The organism is Fodinibacter luteus, from assembly GCF_039541575.1.
In the GTDB taxonomy this organism is placed as follows: Bacteria; Actinomycetota; Actinomycetes; order Actinomycetales; family Dermatophilaceae; genus Fodinibacter; species Fodinibacter luteus.
On the sequence record NZ_BAABGM010000010.1, the window covers coordinates 42,163 to 60,721 of the forward strand.

Below are 18,559 nucleotides of genomic sequence, written 5' to 3' on the forward strand. Positions count from 1 at the left end.
GGACGACTCACTCGCACGGCTCCGAGGCTGCTACTCCGCAGCCGGGGCGCGGGCGAAGGCCCAGTCGCTTTCCCAGTCGGGGGCGTACTGGGCGCCTTCGTTGCTGTTGCGGCCGAGGTCCAGGACTCGCTCGCAGGCCCCGTTGCGGGTCGAGCAGCGCACGAGGTAGCTGTGGTTGTCGACGGAGGCGTCGAAGAGCACAGTCTGGGTCGTCTCCCACCACACCATCCAGGTCCCGCGGTCGGTCCTGGCGTCCCACAGTCGCATCGAGGGGATGCCCTGGGGGAGCTGGAGGGTGACGATGTCGCCGGGCTGGTCCGACGGTCCGTTCGGGCGCACCCGCAGCTGGGTGCCACAGCAGCCGGCTGGGGAGTCTCCCGGGGCGGCTTCGGTGAAGACCTCACGCGTCCCGTCCGGGGACACGAATGCGCTCTCGAGACCCTTGAACGCGTCGAACTGGTTGAGCCTCTTGGTGGGGTCGTAGGTCAGGTCGGTCGGGGCGACGGTGTCGGCGCGCACGTCCCAGCGCGCAACTGGCGCCTTGCTCGCTTCGTCCAGAACGAGGCCGATCCCGGCTGCGTCGATACCAAGCAGGTCGATTCGACACAGGGAACCCTGCAGCGACGTGTTCCCCGGCACGGTTCGGGAAGCCAGAGGGGCGTTCGTCCCGGTGTCCCAGGTGACGAACCGCGTCGTCTCAGCGGTGGGGTGGTCCGCCCAGAACGCGATCCGGCCATCGGCGCTCAACCGTGGGCTTTGGTTCTCTGGGACGGGAAGGGGCGTGAGTTGGTCGCCGCGCACCAACATCCACTGCGGCGACCACGTGCCGCCCTCCTCGAACCTGCTGTCGTCCACGAAGCCTCCGACCAGGACGGTCTCACCGGCGGCCTCGAGCACCACGGAGGCGTAAGGCGCCGGGACCTGTACTCCGCGCGCGTGCAGCACGCCGTCGTGCCAGTACGGGGACAGCGGCGGCTCCCCGACCGGAAGGTCGTCCATCCACGCCTGCAGTCCGGGCCCGGCCGGGAAGCCAGGTTCCTGCGGCCGCTCCCCGTCGATCCCCTTGTCCACGCAGCGGGAGGGATCCCTCAGGTCGGCTCGGAAAAGCTCACCGGTTGGCTCCGGTGCCACTGGCGGTGCCGTGGTGTCACGGCCGCCAGTGAGCAGAGGGATGCCGGCGAGGGCGAGCGTGAGGAGAGCGGCGGCTGCGGTGGCAGCGAGGGTGCGCCGCCGGCTGGCGTGCGCCCGGGAGCGGATGCCGTCGAGGGTGACGTCGGGCGGGTCGACCTGCTCGGCCACGTGGCGGAGGGTCTGGGACAGCTGCTGATCCAGGTTCATGGCGCGGCCTCCCGAGCTGGTGCCGGCGCGACGCCCGGCTCGGCGAGCAGCACGGCCAGCCGCCGCGCGGCGGCGTGGGCGTGGCTCTTGACGGTGCCCGGCGCCATGTCCAGGGCGGCGGCGATCTCCGCCTCGCTGAGGTCCTCGTAGTGCTTCAACACCACCACCGCACGTTGCCTCGGGGGCAGCGCCAGCACAGCAGCCCAGACCCGCTCGTGTTCGCCGACGTCCTCGAGCCGACCGTCCCACGGGCGGTCGTCGCGCACGAGCACGGGCCACTCGTGCGAGGAGCGGCGGCGCCACCACGACGTGGCCTGGTTGACCAGGATCTTGCGGGTGTAAGCGACCGGGTGGTCCGTCGCCTCGACCAGGGCCCAGCGCTGGTAGACCCGCACCAGCGAGTCCTGGAGAAGGTCCTCGGCGCGCTGGTAGTCACCGGTGATCAGGTAGGCGGTGCGGAACAAGGTGGCGCTGTGCTCGGCGACGAACGCGGTGAACGCCTCCTCGTCGCTGCGTCGCATCTCGCCTCCTTCGTCGCAGGCGGGCCCAAGAAGGTCGCCTACCCACTGAACGCCACGACGGAGGACCCTGGTTCAGTCGACGGGCAGCCCAGTTGCCAGAGGTTTGAATCGGGATCCACGCCAGACGCCACGCACGAGCGTCCCATGTCCGCCGCGTGGGCGACATGGGGGCTGCCAGACGGACTGACGAGGATGTCACCCCTCTCGGCCGTGACACCGTCATGGTGGGCGGACACCTCAGGGAACCCGAGGATGGGACGACGCCGACGCCGCAGCGGGGACTCGTCCGGGGCAACCGGCTCCGACCGCTCAGCGGAACGGCGAGTACTGGCACGGGCGCGAGCTGGTGGGACCCGACAGACTCGTCCTTCCGCGACTGGATGCGCAACCGGGCATTCGCCCGCGCCCCTCGTCGCAGTGGATCGGCGTTTCGCAGTTCAGGCCCGGTGTCGTGGACGAGTCGGGCTGTAGGCCGGGTTCTGTCCCGCGCCGCCGTCGCCGGCCGCACGGTGACGGTCATCCATCTCGGGTGGCCGTTGCCGACCACCTCCAGCGCCCTACCCGCGTGCTCGGGCGGGCCGCCCTCGAACGCACGCTGTCTGGGCTTGCTCCGGATGGGGTTTACCGAGCCGACCTGGTCACCCAGGCCGCTGGTGGTCTCTTACACCACCGTTTCACCCTTGCTCCCCCGCCGGCTCGCGCCGGTGGAGGGGCGGTCTGTTCTCTGTGGCACTGTCCCGCGGGTCGCCCCGGGTGGCTGTTGGCCACCATCCTGCCCTTCGGAGCCCGGACCTTCCTCGGCGGTGGTTGCCCACCGACGCGACCGTCCGCCCGACTCGTCCTCCGCCAGTCTACGGGCCGGCGTGAGTCGTGGCCTCGACGAGGCTGAAGGCGAGCGCCCCCGCCCGCACGTCGGCCCGGTCGAGGCGCACCCGGACCCGGGCACCGAGCCCCACCCGGCGGCCGGTCGCACGGGTCACGACGGGCAGGTCGAGGAGCTGCACGTCGAGACCGCGCTCGGTGTGGTCGAGCACGATGGCGTCGAACGACTCGCCCTCGCGGCCGTGGAGCACCGCGGCCTCGGTCGCGTCGGCGCACGCGCGCTCGGCGGCCCGGGCCCGTCCGTCGGAGGTCCGCATGAGCTCGGCGAGGTCCGGCAGCGCGGCGCGCACGGCATCCGGCACGTCGGCGTCGCGGCAGGCCGCCTCGCACACGACGAGGCCGAAGCGGTCGACGAGGCGGCGCAGCGGCGCGGTGACGTGGGCGTAGGGAGCGGCGACGGCCGCGTGCTCACGCTCGGCCGGGGCTTCGCCGTCGAACGCGGTGTAGCCGGCCCCGCGGAAGAGCGAGGTCGCCTCGTGGATGAGGGCCAGGTGCCGGGGGTTGGTGCGGTCCAGGCCCCGCACGAGGTCGCCGTAGGGCACGTCGGCCGGCCAGTCGACCCCGAGGCCCTTCGCGGCCCGCCGGAACCGGGCCACCGCCTCGGCGGTCGGCCGGGGCATGGTGCGCAGCACGCCGACCCCGGCCTGGACCATCATCGCCGCCGCGGCCATCCCGGTGAGCAGCGAGACCTGGGCGTTCCACTCCTCGGCCGGCACCGGGGGACGGAACTCGAGGGTGAACCCGCCGCCCTCGCGCTCGCTGACCTGCTGCTCGGGCATCGGCAGGCTCGCCCCGCCCCGGGCCCGCTCCTGCTCGATGCGTCGCTCCCCGATCTCGCGGAGCAGGAGGAACCGCTCGTCGCCGGTCCCCGCGTCGACGGCAGCCTGGACGTGGGCGTAGTCGAGCCGCTCGACGCTGCGCACCATGGCGCGGTGCACCTGCGCGTCGACGAGGTCGCCGGACCCGTCGAGGCGCAGGTCCCAGACGAAGGCCGGGCGCACGGCATCCGGGAGCAGGCTGGCGGCCGCCTCGGACAGCACCTCGGGGTGGAGCGGCACCCGCACGTCCGGGCAGTAGACCGTCTGGCCGCGCTCCCGGGTGACGCGGTCGAGGTCGCCGCCCGGCACGACGAACGCCGGCACGTCGGCGATCGCGTAGCGGATGCGGTGGCCGTCGCCGTCGCGCTCGAGGTGCATCGCCTGGTCGAGGTCCATCGAGCCGGGCGGGTCGACGGTGAAGAACGGCAGGTCGGTCTCGTCGCGCGTCGGCAGGCCCGAGGGCTCGGCGGCGACCCGGGCCGCCTCGGCGAGCGCGTCGGCCGGGTAGTCGAGGGAGAGGTCGAGCTCGGCGCGCACCGCCGCGAAGCGGTCGCGCAGCGCGGCGAGGACGCCGTCGGGGATGTCGGCGCCGGTCGGGGCGAGGCGGACGCGGGGGTGTGGCATGCCGCCCAACCTAACCGCCGTAGGCTGCCCCGGTGCTCATCCTGCTCCCGCCGTCGGAGTCGAAGTCGAACCGGCGCCGGGGTGGGCCGGCCGACCCGGCGACGTGGTCCTTCCCCGAGCTGGCCCCCACCCGGGCCAGGGTCGCCGAGGCCCTCGCCGAGGTGAGCCGCTCCCCCGACGCGCCGGCCCTGCTCGGGGTGTCGGCCCTCCTGCTCGACGAGGTCGCCCGCAACCTCGTCCTCGGCACCGCGCCCGCGACGCCCGCCGCCGAGGTCTACACCGGCGTGCTCTACGACGCGCTCGGCCTGTCCTCCCTCGACACCGCGGCGCGCCGGCGAGCCAACCGGTGGGTCGTCGTCGTGTCGGCCCTGTACGGCGCCGTGCGGCCGCGCGACCGGATCACGGCGTACCGGCTGTCGATGGGGGCGACGTTGCCCGGGCTCGGCCCGCTCGCCCCGCTGTGGCGTCCCGCCCTGGACGAGGTGCTCCCGGATGCCGTGGCCCGCGGGGTCGTCGTCGACTGCCGTTCGGCGGCGTACGCCGCGGCGTGGCGGCCGGGCGCGGACCTCGCCGCACGCTGGGTGCAGGTCCGGGTGCCGGGTGCGAGCCACTTCGCCAAGCACACCCGCGGCCTCGTGGCACGTCACCTGTGCGTCGAGGGCGCCGACCCGCGGTCGGTGCCGGCCCTCGCAGACGTCGTGGCCCGTGGCTTCGACGTGCGGCTGCACGAGCCGGCCGGTCCGCGGGCACCGTGGGTGCTCGACGTCGCGGCGCCCTGAGCCGCCCGGATGGCGTCGGGTGACCCGAGAAAGCCCGCGGGTGTGACGCGGGTCACGGTTCGACAGCGCGGTGGGCGGGGCGCGGTCCGACGTTGGGTCCGGGTGAACACCGTCCTCGATCGGAGCCCCATGCGCCCTCTCACCGACCTCGCCCGCCTCTCCCAGCGCCGGCTGGGGGCCGCCCTGCGCTCGAGGGTGGCCGGTGACGACGCCGCGGACCGGGCGCGCGTCATCTGGGGCCGACCCGGTGAGCGGTGGTTCACCCCGGCCGACCCGGTGTGGCGCGTCCACGCCGACGCCGCCATGTTCCCCGGCGGGGTCGCGGCCCTGCTGCTGCAGTCCCTCCACCCGTCGGCGATGGCCGGGGTCGCCGGGCACAGCGGCTACCGGGGGGACCCGTGGGGCCGCCTCCAGCGCACCTCGCACTTCCTCGCGACGACGACCTTCGGCACCGTCGCCGACGCCGAGGTGGCGATCGCGAGGGTCCGCGCCATCCACGAACGGGTCCGGGGCACCGACGCGCAGGGACGGGCCTACCGGGCCAGCGACCCGCGGCTGCTGTCGTGGGTGCACGTCGCCGAGGCGTACTCGTTCCTCACGGCCCACCAGCGCTACTCCCCCGAGCCGCTGACCGCCGCCGAAGCCGACACGTACGTCGAGCAGGCCGCCGTCGTGGCGCGCCGCCTCGGCGCCACCGAGGTGCCGACGACGGTCGCAGGGCTCGACGCCGCGCTCACCGCCTTCCGCCCGGAGCTCGAGGCGACCGACGCCGCCCGGGATGCCGCGCGCTTCCTCCTGCTCGACCCGCCCCTGCCGTGGGCGGCCCGCCCGGGCTACGGCCTCATCGCGACGGGTGGCGTGGCCGTGCTCCCGGCCTGGGCCCGCCGCACCCTCGACCTCCCGCTCGCCGGGCCGCTCGGCCCGGTGGCCGGGGGCATCGGCCGGCTCGGGACCGGGGCCGTGCGGTGGGCGATGGCGGGTGTCGCCGAGGAGCGTCAGCTCGTGGCCGAGGGGTCCTCGGCCACGGGATCCTGAGCCGACCGGTCGGTGACGAGCCGCTCGATGCGCTCGAGGGTGCGCTCCATGTTGCCGCGGGTCGTGCCGGTCATCGTCAGCTTGACGACCGGCTTGCTCGTGAGCCGCTCCCTGCTCAGGTCCCACGACTCGGTGACGAGCGTGCCCCCCTCGACCGGCTCGAGCACGTAGCGCCAGATCCGCCCGCCGAGCAGCGCGCCGACCGGGCCGCTCGCGGTCGTCTGCCACGCGATGCGGCGGTTCTCCTCGAGCTCGACGACGGTGTTGCGCGTGGAGTAGGCGACGCCGAGGTGCATGTCCATCCCGAAGCGGTCGCCGAGCGCGAGGCGGCGCCCCCCGCTGCGGGCACCGCGCACGCTGCCGCTGCCGTCGATCTCGGCGTGCCCCGCGGGGTCGACGAGGAGCTCGAAGATGGGCTCGGGCGGGGCGGGGATGAGCCGCTGGACGGACAGGACGTCACTCATGCTCGCGACGCTAACAGGCGGGCCGGCCCCGCACGGCGTCGGCCTGCTCGAGCGCGGCGTCGAGGTCGGCGACGAGGTCGCGCACGTCCTCGAGCCCGACCGACACCCGGATCGTGCCGTCGGTGATGCCCACCGCCGCCCTGGCCTGCGGCTCGAGACGCCGGTGGGTCGTCGTCGCGGGGTGGGTCGTCAGCGACTTCGCGTCGCCGAGGTTGTTCGAGATGTCGACGAGGGTGAGGGCGTCGAGGAACGCGAACGCGGCCTCCTTGCCCCCCGCGACGTCGAAGGTGACGACGGTTCCGGCACCGCCGTCGAGCTGGCGCAGGGCGAGCTCGTGCTGGGGGTGGCTCGGCAGGTGGGGGTAGAGCACGCGAGTGATGCCGCGGCCGGCGTGCTGCCACTCCTCGAGCACGCGCGCCACGGTGAGCGCCGACTCGGCCATCCGGCGCACCCGCAGGTCGAGCGTCTCCAGCCCCTTGGCAAGCACCCACGCGTTGAACGGGGACATCGCCGGCCCGGTGTGGCGCATGAGGTTCTTGACCGGGCCCTCGACGAACTCGCGCGGCCCGAGCACGGCGCCGCCGAGCGCCCGGCCCTGGCCGTCGATGTGCTTCGTCGCGGAGTAGACGACGACGTCGGCCCCGTGGTCGAGCGGGTGCGAGAACACCGGGGTGCCGAAGACGTTGTCGACGACGACCGTCGCCCCCGCGGCATGGGCCAGCTCGGACACGGCGGCGATGTCGACGAGCTCCTGCATCGGGTTGCTCGGCGTCTCGAAGAACACCGCGGTCGTCGGCACCGACAGCGCCTCGCGCCACTGGTCGAGGTCGGCGCCGTCGACGAACACCGTCTCCACCCCCCACCGCGGCAGGATCTCGTCGAGGATGACGAAGCACGAGCCGAACAGCGCCCGGCTCGAGACGACCCGGTCACCGGCGCCGCAGAGCGCGGCCATCGTGGTGAACACCGCGGCCATCCCGGATGCCGTCGCGAAGCAGGCCTGCGCCCCCTCGAGCAGGCGCAGCCGCTCCTCGAACATCGCGACCGTCGGGTTGCCGTACCGGCTGTAGATGTAGTGCTCGACCTCGTCCTTGAAGGCCGCCTCGGCCTGCTCGGCGGACTCGTAGACGAACCCGGACGTGAGGTAGAGCGCCTCGGAGGTCTCGTCGAAGCCGCTGCGGGTCAGGCCACCGCGCACGGCCCGGGTCTGCGGGTGCCACGGCCCGGCATCCGGGCTCATCCCTGGCGCCACGGGAGGCCGGCGTTCTTCCACCCGGCCACGCTGCGGTGCCCCAGGGCGTCGTGCGCCCCCTCGAACCCCTCGAGGACGTTGTACGCGGGGCCGAGTCCGGCCGCGGTGAGGGCGTCGGCCGCCGCACGGGAGCGGACCCCGGAGCGGCACAGCAGGTAGACCGGGCGCCCGGGCACGAGGCCGGCGGCCCGGACCTCGTCGACGAACTGCGGGTTGACCCGGCCGTCGGGGTAGCTGGACCACTCGACGTAGGCCACGTCGTGGCCGGCCCCCTCGAGCACCGGGACGCCGACGTAGGTCCACTCGGCCCGCGTGCGCACGTCGACGAGGAGCGCACCCTCGGGACCGGTGACCGCGGCGTACGCCTCGGCGGGCGTGACGTCACCTGCGTAGCTCATGGGGACGAGCCTAGGCCGCGGCGGTCCCGGCCCGCCGGGGTGTCTCAGGTGTGGTTGGTGAACGCGACCGACACCCGGCCGTCGTCCCACACCTCGACGCCGGCGAGCGACCCCGGGGCGACGGCGATGCGCTCGCGGCGGTCGGCCGGGACGCCGAGCACGTCGCCGACCGCGCCGCGCACGGCGTCGGGGGGGCACACCACGACCGTCGTGCCGCCACGCGCGACGGCACGCTCCCAGGCCTCGAGGGCCCGATCACCCGGGTCGTCCCACCCCGGGTCGACGACGGGCTCGGTGCCGAGCACGGCCGCCACCTCGGCAGCGGTCTCGACACAGCCGCCAGACGACGCGGTGAGCAGGCATCGTGGGGCACCGCCGAGCAGCCGGGACACTGCGGACGCCGCCGCGCTGCGCGCGCCCTCGGACGCCGCCTCGGCGACGAGCACGACCCGCACCGGGGTGCCGGGAAGGCGGGGGGCGGGGGCGCACACGTCGCGCGCGCCGGCCGGGTCGCCCGCGGCGGCCGGGTCGCCCGCGGCGGCCTCGCCCCTCGTCCAGGCGACGGTGCGGCCGTCCATCGCGACGTTCGACAGCTCGTCGGCACCGGCGTTGAGCGCGCGCGGGATCCACTCGTAGCGCACCGACCCGCCGGCCGCGCGGATCGTCGCGGCGACGTCGCGGGCCCGGAGCGCGAGGCGACGCATGTCCTCGTGCTTGATCTTCCACCGGCCGGACATCTGCTCGACGACGAGCTTGGAGTCCATCCGCACGAGGACCTCCGCGCCCGGGTCGACGGCCGCCGCCGCCTCGAGGCCGGCGATGAGGCCTCGGTACTCGGCGACGTTGTTCGACGCGGTCCCGAGCGGCTCGGCCCGCTCGGCGAGCAGGTCGCCGGTGTCGGTGTCACGCACGAGCGCCCCGTAGCCGGCCACCCCCGGGTTCCCGCGCGACCCCCCGTCGGCCTCGACGGTGAGCCGCCGGGTCACAGCCCCGACTCGGGGGTGCGCACGAGGATGCGGCGGCACTCCTCGCAGCGCAGCACCTCGTCCTCGGGGGCCAGGCGCAGGCGCTGGAGCTCGACCGGGTTGAGCTCGAGCTGGCAGCCGCCGCAGCGGCGCTGGCGCAGCGCGGCGGCACCCGTGCCACCCGAGGAGGCGCGGATCTTCTCGTAGAGCGCGACGAGGTCGGCACCGACCTCGTCGACCGCGGCGGAGCGCGGCGCCCCGACGTCGGCGGCCTCGGCGTCGAGCCGGGCGAGGGCCTCGTCACGGGCGGCCCGGAGCGCGTCGATGCGGGCGGTGAGCTCACCGCGGCCGCGCTCGAGCTCGGCGACGTCGGACTCGGCGGACTCGGCCCGCTCCATGACCTCGAGCTCGAGGTCCTCGAGCTCGGCCTGGCGGCGGGCCAGGGAGCCGAGCTCGTGCTGGATGGCCTGGAGGTCCTTGGCCGTGCCCGTGCCGGCGTCGAGTCGCGCCTGGTCGCGGGCGGCGCGGTCGCGCACGAGCTGGACGTCGGCCTCGGCCTTCGCGACCTCGCGCTGGATGTCGTCGAGCTCGGTGCGCGAGCGCACGAGCTGGTCGTCGATGAGGCGGGCCTTGTTCTCGAGGTCCGCGAGCTCGGCGAGCTGGGGCAGGTGCACGCGCGCGTGCGCGATCTGGTCGAGCCGGGTGTCGATGGCCTGGAGGTCGAGCAGCCGCAGCTGGCGGGCGGACTCGGCGTTCACGGCATACCTCCGGGGTCGGCACCGACGACGAAGGTCCACGGGTCGGTGCGCACTGTGCTGATGTGGGTGTCCACCCTAGCCGCGCGCCCTCCGAGCTCGGCCAGCAGCGCGCGCTCGGCCCGGGCGAGCCAGACCTGCTCGCTCGCCCAGTGGCCGGCGTCGACGAGGTAGGGGGTGCCCCCGCGGGCCTCCTCGCGGGCCTCGAGCACGGGGTGGTGGCGCAGGTCGGCGGTGACGTAGACGTCGGCACCGCTCGCCCGCACGGCATCGAACAGGTCGTCGCCCGAGCCGCCGAGCAGCGCGACGCGCCGCACGACGGCATCCGGCGGACCGGCGACCCGGATGCCGCCCGCCGCCGTGGGCAGCCGGCTCGCCAGGCGCTCGACGAACGAGCGCAGCGGCACGTGGTCGGCGAGGTCGCCGACCCGGCCGAGCGGCTGGCCCTCCACGACGGTCAGCGGGTCGCTCTCCCCCAGCCCGCAGGCCTCGGCGAGGGCGGCGCAGACGCCCTCGTCGGCGACGTCGGCGTTCGTGTGCGCGACGTACAGCGCGACGTCGCCGACGACGAGGTTTGTGACGCTGGCGCCCTTGGCGCTCGTCGTCGCGACGCTGTGCACCCCGCGCAGGAGGAGCGGGTGGTGGGTGAGGAGCAGGTCGGCCCCGAGGGTCCGGGCCTCCTCGATGACCGCGAGGGTGGGGTCCACGGCGAGGTGCACCCGCCGCACCGGCTGCTCGGGGTCGCCCGTGACGAGGCCGACGCGGTCCCACGACTGGGCCGTTCCCGGGGGGTAGAGGCGCTCGAGGGCGTCCACCACCTCGCGCAGGGTCAGGGTGTCGACGTCGCTCACGTGGGCCCGGCCGGGATCGAACCGACGACCTTCGCGGTGTAAGCGCGGCGCTCTACCAGCTGAGCTACAGGCCCGTGGCGGCCTGAGGACCCGTGGGGCGGTCGGCCGACCGCGCACATTGTGGCAGGTGCCGGGCGCCGCTTCAGCGCAGCGCGGCGACCTCGGCCGTGAGCGCGCTGAAGTCGCGGCGCTCGCCCGGACCGTTGACGAGGGTCCAGCGCACCGTGCCGTCGCGCCCGACGAGGAACGTGCCGCGCACCGGGGCGCCGGTGCGCTCGTTGAGCACGCCGTAGGCTCGGGTGACCTCGCCGTGCGGCCAGTAGTCGGACAGTAGCGGGAAGAAGTAGCCCTGCAGGTCGGCCCAGGCGCGCAGCGCGAACATCGGGTCGCACGAGACGCACACGACCTGCAGGTCGTCGGCGACGAAGCGCTCGAGGTGGTCGCGGATCTCGTCGAGCTCGCCGGTGCAGATGCCCGAGAACGCGAACGGGTAGAAGACGATGACGACGTTCTTCGTCGCGGTGAGCTCGGACAGGGAGACCTCGACACCGTTCTGGTCTCGCAGGGCGAAGTCGGGCGCGACCTGCCCGACGGCGAGGGGGGTGACGGTGGACGTGGTCATGCGTCCATCCTGCCAGCCGGAGCAGGTCCGACCGCCCGGGTGTGTCGCACGTCCGGGCGGATGCCGGGAGGCCGCTACCGCCGGAGCGGCGCCTTGGGTGCGACGAGCTTGTGGGCCCGCCAGCCGTCGGCCGCGTTGAACGTGCCTGCGGCGTGCAGGCCCGCCGTGACGGCAGCCTCGTCGATGTCGCTGGGGTCGACCTCCTCGTCGGTCGCCTTGGGGGTGAGCAGGACGACGAAGCCCCCGTCGTCGAGCACCCCGACCATGTCGACGAGTGCGTCACCGAGGTCACCGTCACCGTCGCGCCACCACAGGAGCACGGCGTCCGCGCCGCCCGTGTAGTCCTCGTCCTCGATCTCGGCGCCGCACAGGTCCTCGACCGCGTAGCGGAACTCGTCGTCGACGTCGGAGTCGTAGCCGAACTCCTGGACCACCTGGTCGCGGGCGATCCCGAGGCGCTCGACGGCCGACGAGCCGTTCGGGCCGGGGTCGGCCGGCGGTGGAGCGGGGGTGTTCACGGTCTCAGTGCCTCTCTCGTTCCTCGGGGGGCGGCGGGTGCCGGGTCCAGTCCACCAACCCCGGTGGGTCGGGTGCAAGCGATCCGGGTCGCGGACCGCTCCGGCGCCGGGCGACCCGGGCCCGCTCGGTGACGTCGGCGAGGAGCAGCTCGGCCTCGTCGCAGTCCAGGTGCGCGAGCACCGGGGCCACCGGACCCGGCGCGGGCACGACGTGCACGGTGGCGAGCCGCAGCCGGGACTGCAGCCACCCCTGGCGCAGGGTCACCGACTGGATCCGGGCGTGCGGCACGGCGACGGCCCGGCGGGTGAGCCGGCCCGACCTCAGCAGCACCGCCGACGCGGCGTCGGCCCACGCCGCGCGACGCCAGGCGACCGGGTCGAGCACCCGGGCGCGCTCGGGCAGCCCCCGCCAGCCCGGGTCCGGCCCGTCGCCGAGCACGGCCACCGTCCACCCGGGCGCCGGGACGCCGGGCGCGAGGAGGCCGAGGACGCGCAGCGCCTCGTCGAGGGTGCCCACGGGCAGCAGGGTCGTCTCGCGCTCCCCCTCCCCGTCACCCGAGCCGCCGGAACCGGCGACGTTGACGCGGATCCGCCACCACCCGACCGGCCGCCACCACAGCGGCTGCACGAGCTCGAGGGCCTGGATGCGGTGCAGCGGGATCGTCGTCGTGCGCAGGTCGGTGAGCCCCTCCTGGACCCGCACCCCGGTGCCGGCGTCCGCGAGCCGGAAGTTGCCGTGGGTCAGCAGCTCCTTGGCGCGGTTGAGGCCGACGGCGATGGCGACGGGGAGCAGGGCCGGCACGCCGGCGAGGGCGAGGGGTCCGACGCTGCGCACCCCCGCGACGAGCAGGGCGCCGACGACGACGACCCCGAGGAGGATCGTCGAGCCGTGGAGGATCGTCGCGACGAAGAGACGGCCGTTCGGCACCTCGAGGACGGGGTGGCCGGCACCGATGACGGCGTCCGGGGTCGTGGGCGCCGCCCGGCCGGCCGTCGTCGCCTCGTCGGACCGTCCGGCGAGGTCGAGGAGGTGCTCGCGCAGCGCCTCGGCGCGGACCAGGTCGACGAAGGACAGGGTGAGCGTGGAGTCCGAGCCCCCGGCGGACTGCACGACGACCCTCGCCAGGCCGAGCATCCGCGCGAGGAGCGGCCGGGACAGCTCGACGGCCTGCACCCGCTCGAGGCGCACCTGGCGGTGCTGGCGGAAGAGCACCCCCTGACGCAGCTCGACCTGCCCGCCCCCCACCCGGAACCGCGAGAAGCGCCAGGAGACCCAGTTGACGAGCGCGATGACGGCGAGGAAGAGCAGCAGGGCGACGAGGGCGAGCAGCGGGTGGGCGATCGCCTGCTCGAACGGCCCCTCTCCCCCGGGCCCCTCGTCGAGGTCGGGACCGGGCACCATGCCACCGAACCCGACCGAGGCGAGGACGCTGTCGAAGACCTGGGAGGCGGCGTACCCGAGGAGGGCGAGGAGCACGAGCCCGCCGCGCAGCAGGGGTGAGAGCGGGTGGAGCCGCTGCCACTCCCCCGGGGGCTGCGGACCGGCTGCGGTCACAGGCCGGCCCGCTGCGCCTCGCCGCGCGCCGCGAGCCGGGCGCGCAGGGCCTCGGCCTCGGCGACCGGCAGGCCGGGGAGGGAGCCACCACTCTCCGGCGAGGCGGTGTGGATCTCGCACGACGCGATGCCGTGCGCCCGGGCGAGCGGGCCGGACTGGATGTCGACGTACTGGAGGCGGCCGTAGGGGACGCTCACGAGCGAGCGGAAGAGGCGGCCCTTGCGGATGACGATCTCCTCGTCGAGCTCGACCCACGAGATCGCGCTGACCTGCCGCGCGACGAGCCACGCACCCCACAGGCCGGCGAGCACGACGGCGAGGGCTCCGACGAGGGCCCAGCGGGTGACGAGGAGCCCGACGACGAGGGCGGCGACGAGGACCGGCAGCAGCACGGCGGCGAGCGTGATGAGCCGGACCCGGGTCAGCCCGGGCGACACCGGCCGCCAGGGCAGCTCACCGCCGTGGAGGGTCACCTCCGCCTGGCGCTCGGGCGTCGCGGGGGTGGGGTCGGTCATGACCCCCAGTCTGCCTCAGGCGAGGAAGTCGCCGACGAGCCGGTTGAACTCGCCCGCGTGCTCGATCTGGGTCCAGTGCCCGCAGCGGCCGAACACGTGCAGCTGCGCGTCGTCGACGAGCTCGAGCAGGCGGTAGGAGTTCGACAGCGGGATGACCCGGTCGTCGCGGCCGTGGACGACGAGGGTGCGGTGCGGCAGGGCGGCGATGACGTCCTCCGGGGTGGCGAGGGCGTCGACCCACCGTTGGCGTGGCGCGGGGAACATCGCCGCGAACGACTCCTGGAACCCCGGGCGGACGGAGGCCGCGTAGCGCAGCTCGGCGAGCTCGTCGGTCGCGAACGCGGGGTCGAAGGCGAAGACGTCGAGCAGGCCGCGCATCGTCTCCAGGGACGGCTCGTAGCCCCAGACCCGGTCCAGGCCCTCGGTGATGGGGAACGACACCCCGGCCGCGCCCATGAGGACGAGCCGGTCGACGCGCTCCGGTGCGTGGGCCGCCATCGACAGGGCGAGGGCGCCCCCGAAGCTGTTGCCGACCATGGAGAAGCGGTCGAGCCCCAGCGCGTCGGCGAAGCCGAGGAGGTGCGCGCGCCACGAGTCGAGGGAGTAGTCGAACCCCTCCGGTCGGTCGGTGAACCCGAACCCGACGATGTCCGGCGCGACGACCGTGAAGCGCTCGGCGAGCGCGGGGATCGTGAGCCGCCAGTTCGCCCAGGCGGACACGCCGGGCCCGGAGCCGTGGACGAGGAGGACGACCGGGCCCGAGCCCGCCCGGTGGTGGTTCGTCGCGATGCCGTCGACGTCGACGGACGAGCCGATCTCGGGGTTCTCGCTCATGCCGGGACCGTAGGCCGTCGCGACGGGTGCCCGCGCCCGCCGTTCCGCACCCCGCAACACCGGCCTCGTCGTGTGTTTGGATGACCGCATGGGACGGGTCACGACACGCGTCCCGCGGACGCGGGTCGACGTCACGGCGGGTGGCGCCCCCGTCGAGCGCCCCGACACCGTCGCGGTGGAGGAGCCCCTCGAGATGCGCCTCGGCGACGCCCCGCTGACGACGACGATGCGCACCCCGGGTGACGACTTCGACCTCGCCATCGGCCACCTCCTCACCGAGGGGCTGCTCCACGCCGCCGACGAGGTCGCGACGCTCATGCACTGCACCGACGTCGACGCGTCGGGGTCTCCGACGTTCAACGTCGTCGAGGTCACCCTGGCCCCCGGGGTCGTCCCCCACCGTCCGGCGCGCGAGCGGACGGAGGCGATGACGAGCGCCTGCGGGGTCTGCGGCTCGGCCTCGATCGAGGCCGTGCGCACGGCGAGCCGGTATGCCGTGGCCGACGACCCGCTCGTGCTGCCCCCCGACGTCGTGGCCGGGCTGCCCGGGGCGCTGCGGGCTCGCCAGCCGGTCTTCGACCGCACCGGCGGGGTGCACGCCGCCGGCCTCGCGACGGCATCCGGTGAGCTGCTGCACGTGCGCGAGGACGTCGGACGGCACAACGCCGTCGACAAGGTCGTCGGTGCGGCCGCCCGGGAGGGCGCCCTCCCGCTCGCCGGGACGGTGCTCGTCGTGAGCGCCCGGGCGAGCTTCGAGATCGTCCAGAAGGCCGGCGTCGTCGGGATCCCGGCCGTCGTCGCCGTCGGCGCACCGACGTCCCTGGCCGTCGAGCTGGCCCGGGACCGGGGGATCACGCTCGCCGCGTTCACGCGGCCCCCGCACTTCTCGCTGTACGCCCGCGCGGACCGGGTCCTCGGCCCTACCGGCCGGTAGCGTGAACGCGATTGGGCGGGCGGCGACGATCGGGTGAAAGATGGGGCGCGAACGCGCCGCCACCCGGGCGCGTCACCGTGGCCATCGGCGAAAGGACGATCGCGTGAGCTCCCGCGAAGACGTCGGACCCATCCTCAACGGCATCCCGACGCACCTGCCGGACATCGACCCGGCCGAGACCCAGGAGTGGCTCGACAGCCTCGACGCGGTCATCGACGGCCCGGGCCGGATGCGGGCCCGCTACCTCATGCTGCGCCTGCTCGAGCGCTCGCGCGCCATGCAGGTCGGCGTGCCGTCCCTGACGACGACCGACTACGTCAACACGATCAGCCCCGAGCAGGAGCCCTGGTTCCCCGGCGACGAGCACGTCGAGCGCCGCTTCCGGGCCTACCTGCGCTGGAACGCCGCGATGATCGTGCACCGCGCGCAGCGCCCGGGCATCGGCGTCGGCGGCCACATCTCGACCTACGCGTCCGCGGCGACGCTCTACGAGGTCGGCTTCAACCACTTCTTCCGCGGCAAGGACCACCCCGGCGGGGGCGACCAGGTCTTCTTCCAGGGCCACGCCTCCCCCGGCATGTACGCGCGGGCCTTCCTCGAGGGCCGGCTGTCCGCGGACCGCCTCGACGGCTTCCGCCAGGAGAAGTCCCACGTCGTCGACGGCTCGCCGCTCGCGATCCCGTCCTACCCCCACCCGCGCCTCATGCCGGACTTCTGGGAGTTCCCGACGGTGTCGATGGGCCTGGGCCCGATGAACGCGATCTACCAGGCGCAGTTCAACAAGTACCTCCACAACCGCGGTCTGAAGGACACGAGCGACCAGCACGTGTGGGCCTACCTCGGCGACGGTGAGATGGACGAGCCGGAGTCGCGCGGCCTGCTCCAGCTCGCGGCCGGGGAGGAGCTCGACAACCTCACCTTCGTCGTCAACTGCAACCTGCAGCGCCTCGACGGCCCGGTGCGCGGCAACGGCAAGATCATCCAGGAGCTCGAGGCCTTCTTCCGGGGTGCGGGCTGGAACGTCATCAAGGTCGTGTGGGGCCGCGGCTGGGACCCGCTCCTCGCCGCCGACGGCGACGGCGCCCTCGTCCACCTCATGAACTCCACGTCCGACGGCGACTACCAGACCTTCCGGGCCAACGACGGCCGGCACGTGCGCGAGCGGTTCTTCGACCGCGACCCGCGCACCCGCAAGCTCGTCGCCGACTGGACCGACGAGGACATCTGGTGGAAGCTCAAGCGCGGCGGCCACGACTACCACAAGGTCTACGCGGCCTACCGGGCGGCGATCTCGCACACCGGGCAGCCGACCGTCATCCTCGCGAAGACGATCAAGGGCTACGGCCTCGGCACGACGTTCGCCGCGCGCAACGCCACCCACCAGATGAAGAAGTTCACCCTCGAGGACCTCAAGACGTTCCGGGACAGCCTGCAGATCCCGATCAGCGACGACCAGCTCGAGAAGGACCCGTACAACGCGCCGTACTACCACCCGGGCAGCGACGACGAGGTCATCCAGTACGCCCTCGAGCGCCGGGCCAAGCTCGGCGGCGGGGTGCCGCAGCGCCGGGTGGCGCACGCCCCGGTCCACCTGCCCGACGACTCGGCCTACGCCCAGGTCAAGAAGGGCTCGGGCAAGCAGCAGGTCGCGACGACGATGGCCTTCGTGCGGCTGCTCAAGGACCTCATGCGCGACAAGGAGTTCGGCCAGCGGATCGTGCCGATCATCCCCGACGAGGCGCGCACCTTCGGGATGGACAGCTTCTTCTCGACGATCAAGATCTACAACCCGCACGGCCAGAACTACACCCCGGTCGACGCCGAGCTCATGCTCGCCTACCGCGAGGCCCAGGACGGCCAGATCCTCCACCTCGGCATCAACGAGGCCGGCTCGGTCGCGGCGTTCACCGCGGCCGGGTCGAGCTACGCGACGCACGGCCAGCCGATGATCCCGATCTACGTCTTCTACTCGATGTTCGGGTTCCAGCGCACCGGCGACTCGATCTGGGCGGCGGCCGACCAGATGACCCGCGGCTTCCTCATCGGGGCCACGGCCGGGCGCACGACGCTCACGGGCGAGGGCCTGCAGCACGCCGACGGGCACTCCCCGCTCCTCGCCTCGACGAACCCCGCCGTCGTGCACTACGACCCGGCGTTCGCCTACGAGATCGCGCACATCGTCCAGGACGGCCTGCACCGGATGTACGGCACGGACGACTCGCTGACCGACGACCAGCGCAACGTCATCTACTACCTCACGGTCTACAACGAGCCGCAGGTGCAGCCCGCCGAGCCCGAGAACGTCGACCGCGACGGCATCCTGCGCGGTATGTACCTCTACGCCGAGGGCTCGACCCAGGGGCTGCCCGACGGTGCGCCGCGGGTGCAGCTGCTCGCGTCCGGGGTCGGGATGTCCTGGGCCCTCGAGGCCCAGGAGCTGCTGCGCAACGACTGGCACGTCGTCGCCGACGTCTTCTCGGTGACCTCGTGGAACGAGCTGCGCCGCGACGGGCTGCGCTGCGACGAGGCCGCGTTCCTCCGCCCCGAGCAGGACGCCCCCGTGCCGTGGGTGACCCAGCAGCTCGCGGGACGCCCCGGGCCGGTGCTCGCGGTCTCGGACTACATGCGGGCCGTCCAGGACCAGATCCGGCAGTGGGTCCCCGGCGACTTCGCCTCGCTCGGCGCCGACGGGTTCGGCTTCTCCGACACCCGGCCCGCGGCCCGGCGGTTCTTCCACATCGACGGCCCGTCGATGGCGGTCCGGGCCCTGCAGTCGCTCGCCGCCCGGGGCGAGGTCGACGCGTCGGTGCCGCTCGAGGCGGCCCGCCGCTACCGGCTGTCCGACGTCACCGCCGGGTCGTCCGGCAACGAGGGCGGCGACAGCTGACACCCCTGGCGG

The 18,559-nt window shown here is 74.1% G+C and carries 18 protein-coding genes, 1 tRNA gene and 1 other RNA gene; 4 read left to right on the forward strand and 16 right to left on the reverse strand.

Translation table 11 applies throughout. From position 1 onward, the window contains the following. Positions 1-30: 30 nt before the first annotated feature. The 4 genes from ABD899_RS07290 to ABD899_RS07305 all read right to left on the reverse strand — a co-directional run bounded on the left by ABD899_RS07290 (position 31) and on the right by ABD899_RS07305 (position 4,183). On the reverse strand, positions 31-1,338 hold the full coding sequence (locus tag ABD899_RS07290) for a hypothetical protein (RefSeq protein ID WP_345204112.1): 1,308 nt from the start codon (positions 1,336-1,338) through the stop codon (positions 31-33). Then, complete coding sequence (locus ABD899_RS07295) at positions 1,335-1,859, reverse strand: SigE family RNA polymerase sigma factor (protein WP_345204114.1); 525 nt, start codon at positions 1,857-1,859, stop codon at positions 1,335-1,337. The genes ABD899_RS07290 and ABD899_RS07295 overlap by 4 nt, the downstream gene beginning before the upstream one ends. A 452-nt stretch (positions 1,860-2,311) precedes the next feature. After that, positions 2,312-2,698, reverse strand: an RNA gene (gene rnpB, locus ABD899_RS07300) — RNase P RNA component class A. Between the two features lie 12 nt (positions 2,699-2,710). Then, complete coding sequence (locus ABD899_RS07305; RefSeq protein WP_345204117.1) at positions 2,711-4,183, reverse strand: RNB domain-containing ribonuclease; 1,473 nt, start codon at positions 4,181-4,183, stop codon at positions 2,711-2,713. 32 nt (positions 4,184-4,215) lie between these two features. On the opposite strand from ABD899_RS07305, the gene ABD899_RS07310 reads away from it, so the two are divergent. Continuing rightward, positions 4,216-4,962 (forward strand): YaaA family protein, encoded by a 747-nt coding sequence (locus ABD899_RS07310; protein ID WP_345204119.1) that lies wholly within the window; start codon positions 4,216-4,218, stop codon positions 4,960-4,962. Positions 4,963-5,091: 129 nt separating this feature from the next. Next, complete coding sequence (locus tag ABD899_RS07315; protein ID WP_345204121.1) at positions 5,092-5,997, forward strand: oxygenase MpaB family protein; 906 nt, start codon at positions 5,092-5,094, stop codon at positions 5,995-5,997. Here the strand turns inward: ABD899_RS07315 and ABD899_RS07320 are convergent. The 12 genes from ABD899_RS07320 to ABD899_RS07375 form a co-directional block, all read right to left on the reverse strand. Continuing rightward, entirely contained in the window at positions 5,958-6,461 is a 504-nt protein-coding gene (locus ABD899_RS07320; RefSeq protein ID WP_345204124.1) for an SRPBCC family protein, read from the reverse strand. The two genes, ABD899_RS07315 and ABD899_RS07320, sit on opposite strands and share 40 nt — an antisense overlap. A gap of 10 nt (positions 6,462-6,471) precedes the next feature. After that, positions 6,472-7,701 carry an O-succinylhomoserine sulfhydrylase gene (locus ABD899_RS07325; RefSeq protein WP_345204126.1) on the reverse strand — a complete coding sequence of 410 codons (1,230 nt, stop codon included), beginning with the start codon at positions 7,699-7,701 and terminating at the stop codon, positions 6,472-6,474. After that, positions 7,698-8,111, reverse strand: a complete 414-nt coding sequence (locus tag ABD899_RS07330; protein WP_345204129.1) for a rhodanese-like domain-containing protein — start codon at positions 8,109-8,111, stop codon at positions 7,698-7,700. Before ABD899_RS07330 ends, ABD899_RS07325 begins: the two co-directional genes overlap by 4 nt. Before the next feature lie 44 nt (positions 8,112-8,155). Next, positions 8,156-9,097 carry a reverse transcriptase-like protein gene (locus tag ABD899_RS07335; RefSeq protein ID WP_345204131.1) on the reverse strand — a complete coding sequence of 314 codons (942 nt, stop codon included), beginning with the start codon at positions 9,095-9,097 and terminating at the stop codon, positions 8,156-8,158. Continuing rightward, complete coding sequence (locus ABD899_RS07340) at positions 9,094-9,834, reverse strand: zinc ribbon domain-containing protein (protein ID WP_345204132.1); 741 nt, start codon at positions 9,832-9,834, stop codon at positions 9,094-9,096. Before ABD899_RS07340 ends, ABD899_RS07335 begins: the two co-directional genes overlap by 4 nt. Then, on the reverse strand, positions 9,831-10,682 hold the full coding sequence (locus tag ABD899_RS07345; RefSeq protein WP_345204134.1) for a Nif3-like dinuclear metal center hexameric protein: 852 nt from the start codon (positions 10,680-10,682) through the stop codon (positions 9,831-9,833). Before ABD899_RS07345 ends, ABD899_RS07340 begins: the two co-directional genes overlap by 4 nt. 1 nt (position 10,683) lies before the next feature. Beyond that, positions 10,684-10,756 (reverse strand) — tRNA-Val (locus ABD899_RS07350). A 68-nt stretch (positions 10,757-10,824) separates the two neighbouring features. Continuing rightward, on the reverse strand, positions 10,825-11,304 hold the full coding sequence (locus ABD899_RS07355) for a peroxiredoxin (protein ID WP_345204136.1): 480 nt from the start codon (positions 11,302-11,304) through the stop codon (positions 10,825-10,827). 74 nt (positions 11,305-11,378) lie between these two features. Beyond that, the gene (locus ABD899_RS07360; protein WP_345204138.1) at positions 11,379-11,822 is read right to left on the reverse strand and encodes a DUF3052 domain-containing protein; all 444 of its coding nucleotides are present in this window, start codon (positions 11,820-11,822) and stop codon (positions 11,379-11,381) included. Between the two features lie 4 nt (positions 11,823-11,826). Then, positions 11,827-13,377 (reverse strand): PH domain-containing protein, encoded by a 1,551-nt coding sequence (locus ABD899_RS07365; protein ID WP_345204140.1) that lies wholly within the window; start codon positions 13,375-13,377, stop codon positions 11,827-11,829. Then, positions 13,374-13,892, reverse strand: a complete 519-nt coding sequence (locus ABD899_RS07370) for a PH domain-containing protein (protein WP_345204142.1) — start codon at positions 13,890-13,892, stop codon at positions 13,374-13,376. Before ABD899_RS07370 ends, ABD899_RS07365 begins: the two co-directional genes overlap by 4 nt. 15 nt (positions 13,893-13,907) lie before the next feature. Then, positions 13,908-14,726 (reverse strand): alpha/beta fold hydrolase, encoded by an 819-nt coding sequence (locus ABD899_RS07375; RefSeq protein WP_345204145.1) that lies wholly within the window; start codon positions 14,724-14,726, stop codon positions 13,908-13,910. A gap of 88 nt (positions 14,727-14,814) precedes the next feature. Between ABD899_RS07375 and fdhD the strand changes: the two genes are divergently transcribed. Together fdhD and aceE are read left to right on the forward strand one after the other, a co-directional pair. After that, entirely contained in the window at positions 14,815-15,660 is an 846-nt protein-coding gene (gene fdhD, locus ABD899_RS07380) for a formate dehydrogenase accessory sulfurtransferase FdhD (protein WP_345204147.1), read from the forward strand. 103 nt (positions 15,661-15,763) lie between these two features. Further along, a complete protein-coding gene (aceE, locus tag ABD899_RS07385; RefSeq protein ID WP_345204150.1) occupies positions 15,764-18,547 on the forward strand; it encodes a pyruvate dehydrogenase (acetyl-transferring), homodimeric type in 2,784 nt (927 codons plus the stop codon). Positions 18,548-18,559: the final 12 nt, after the last annotated feature.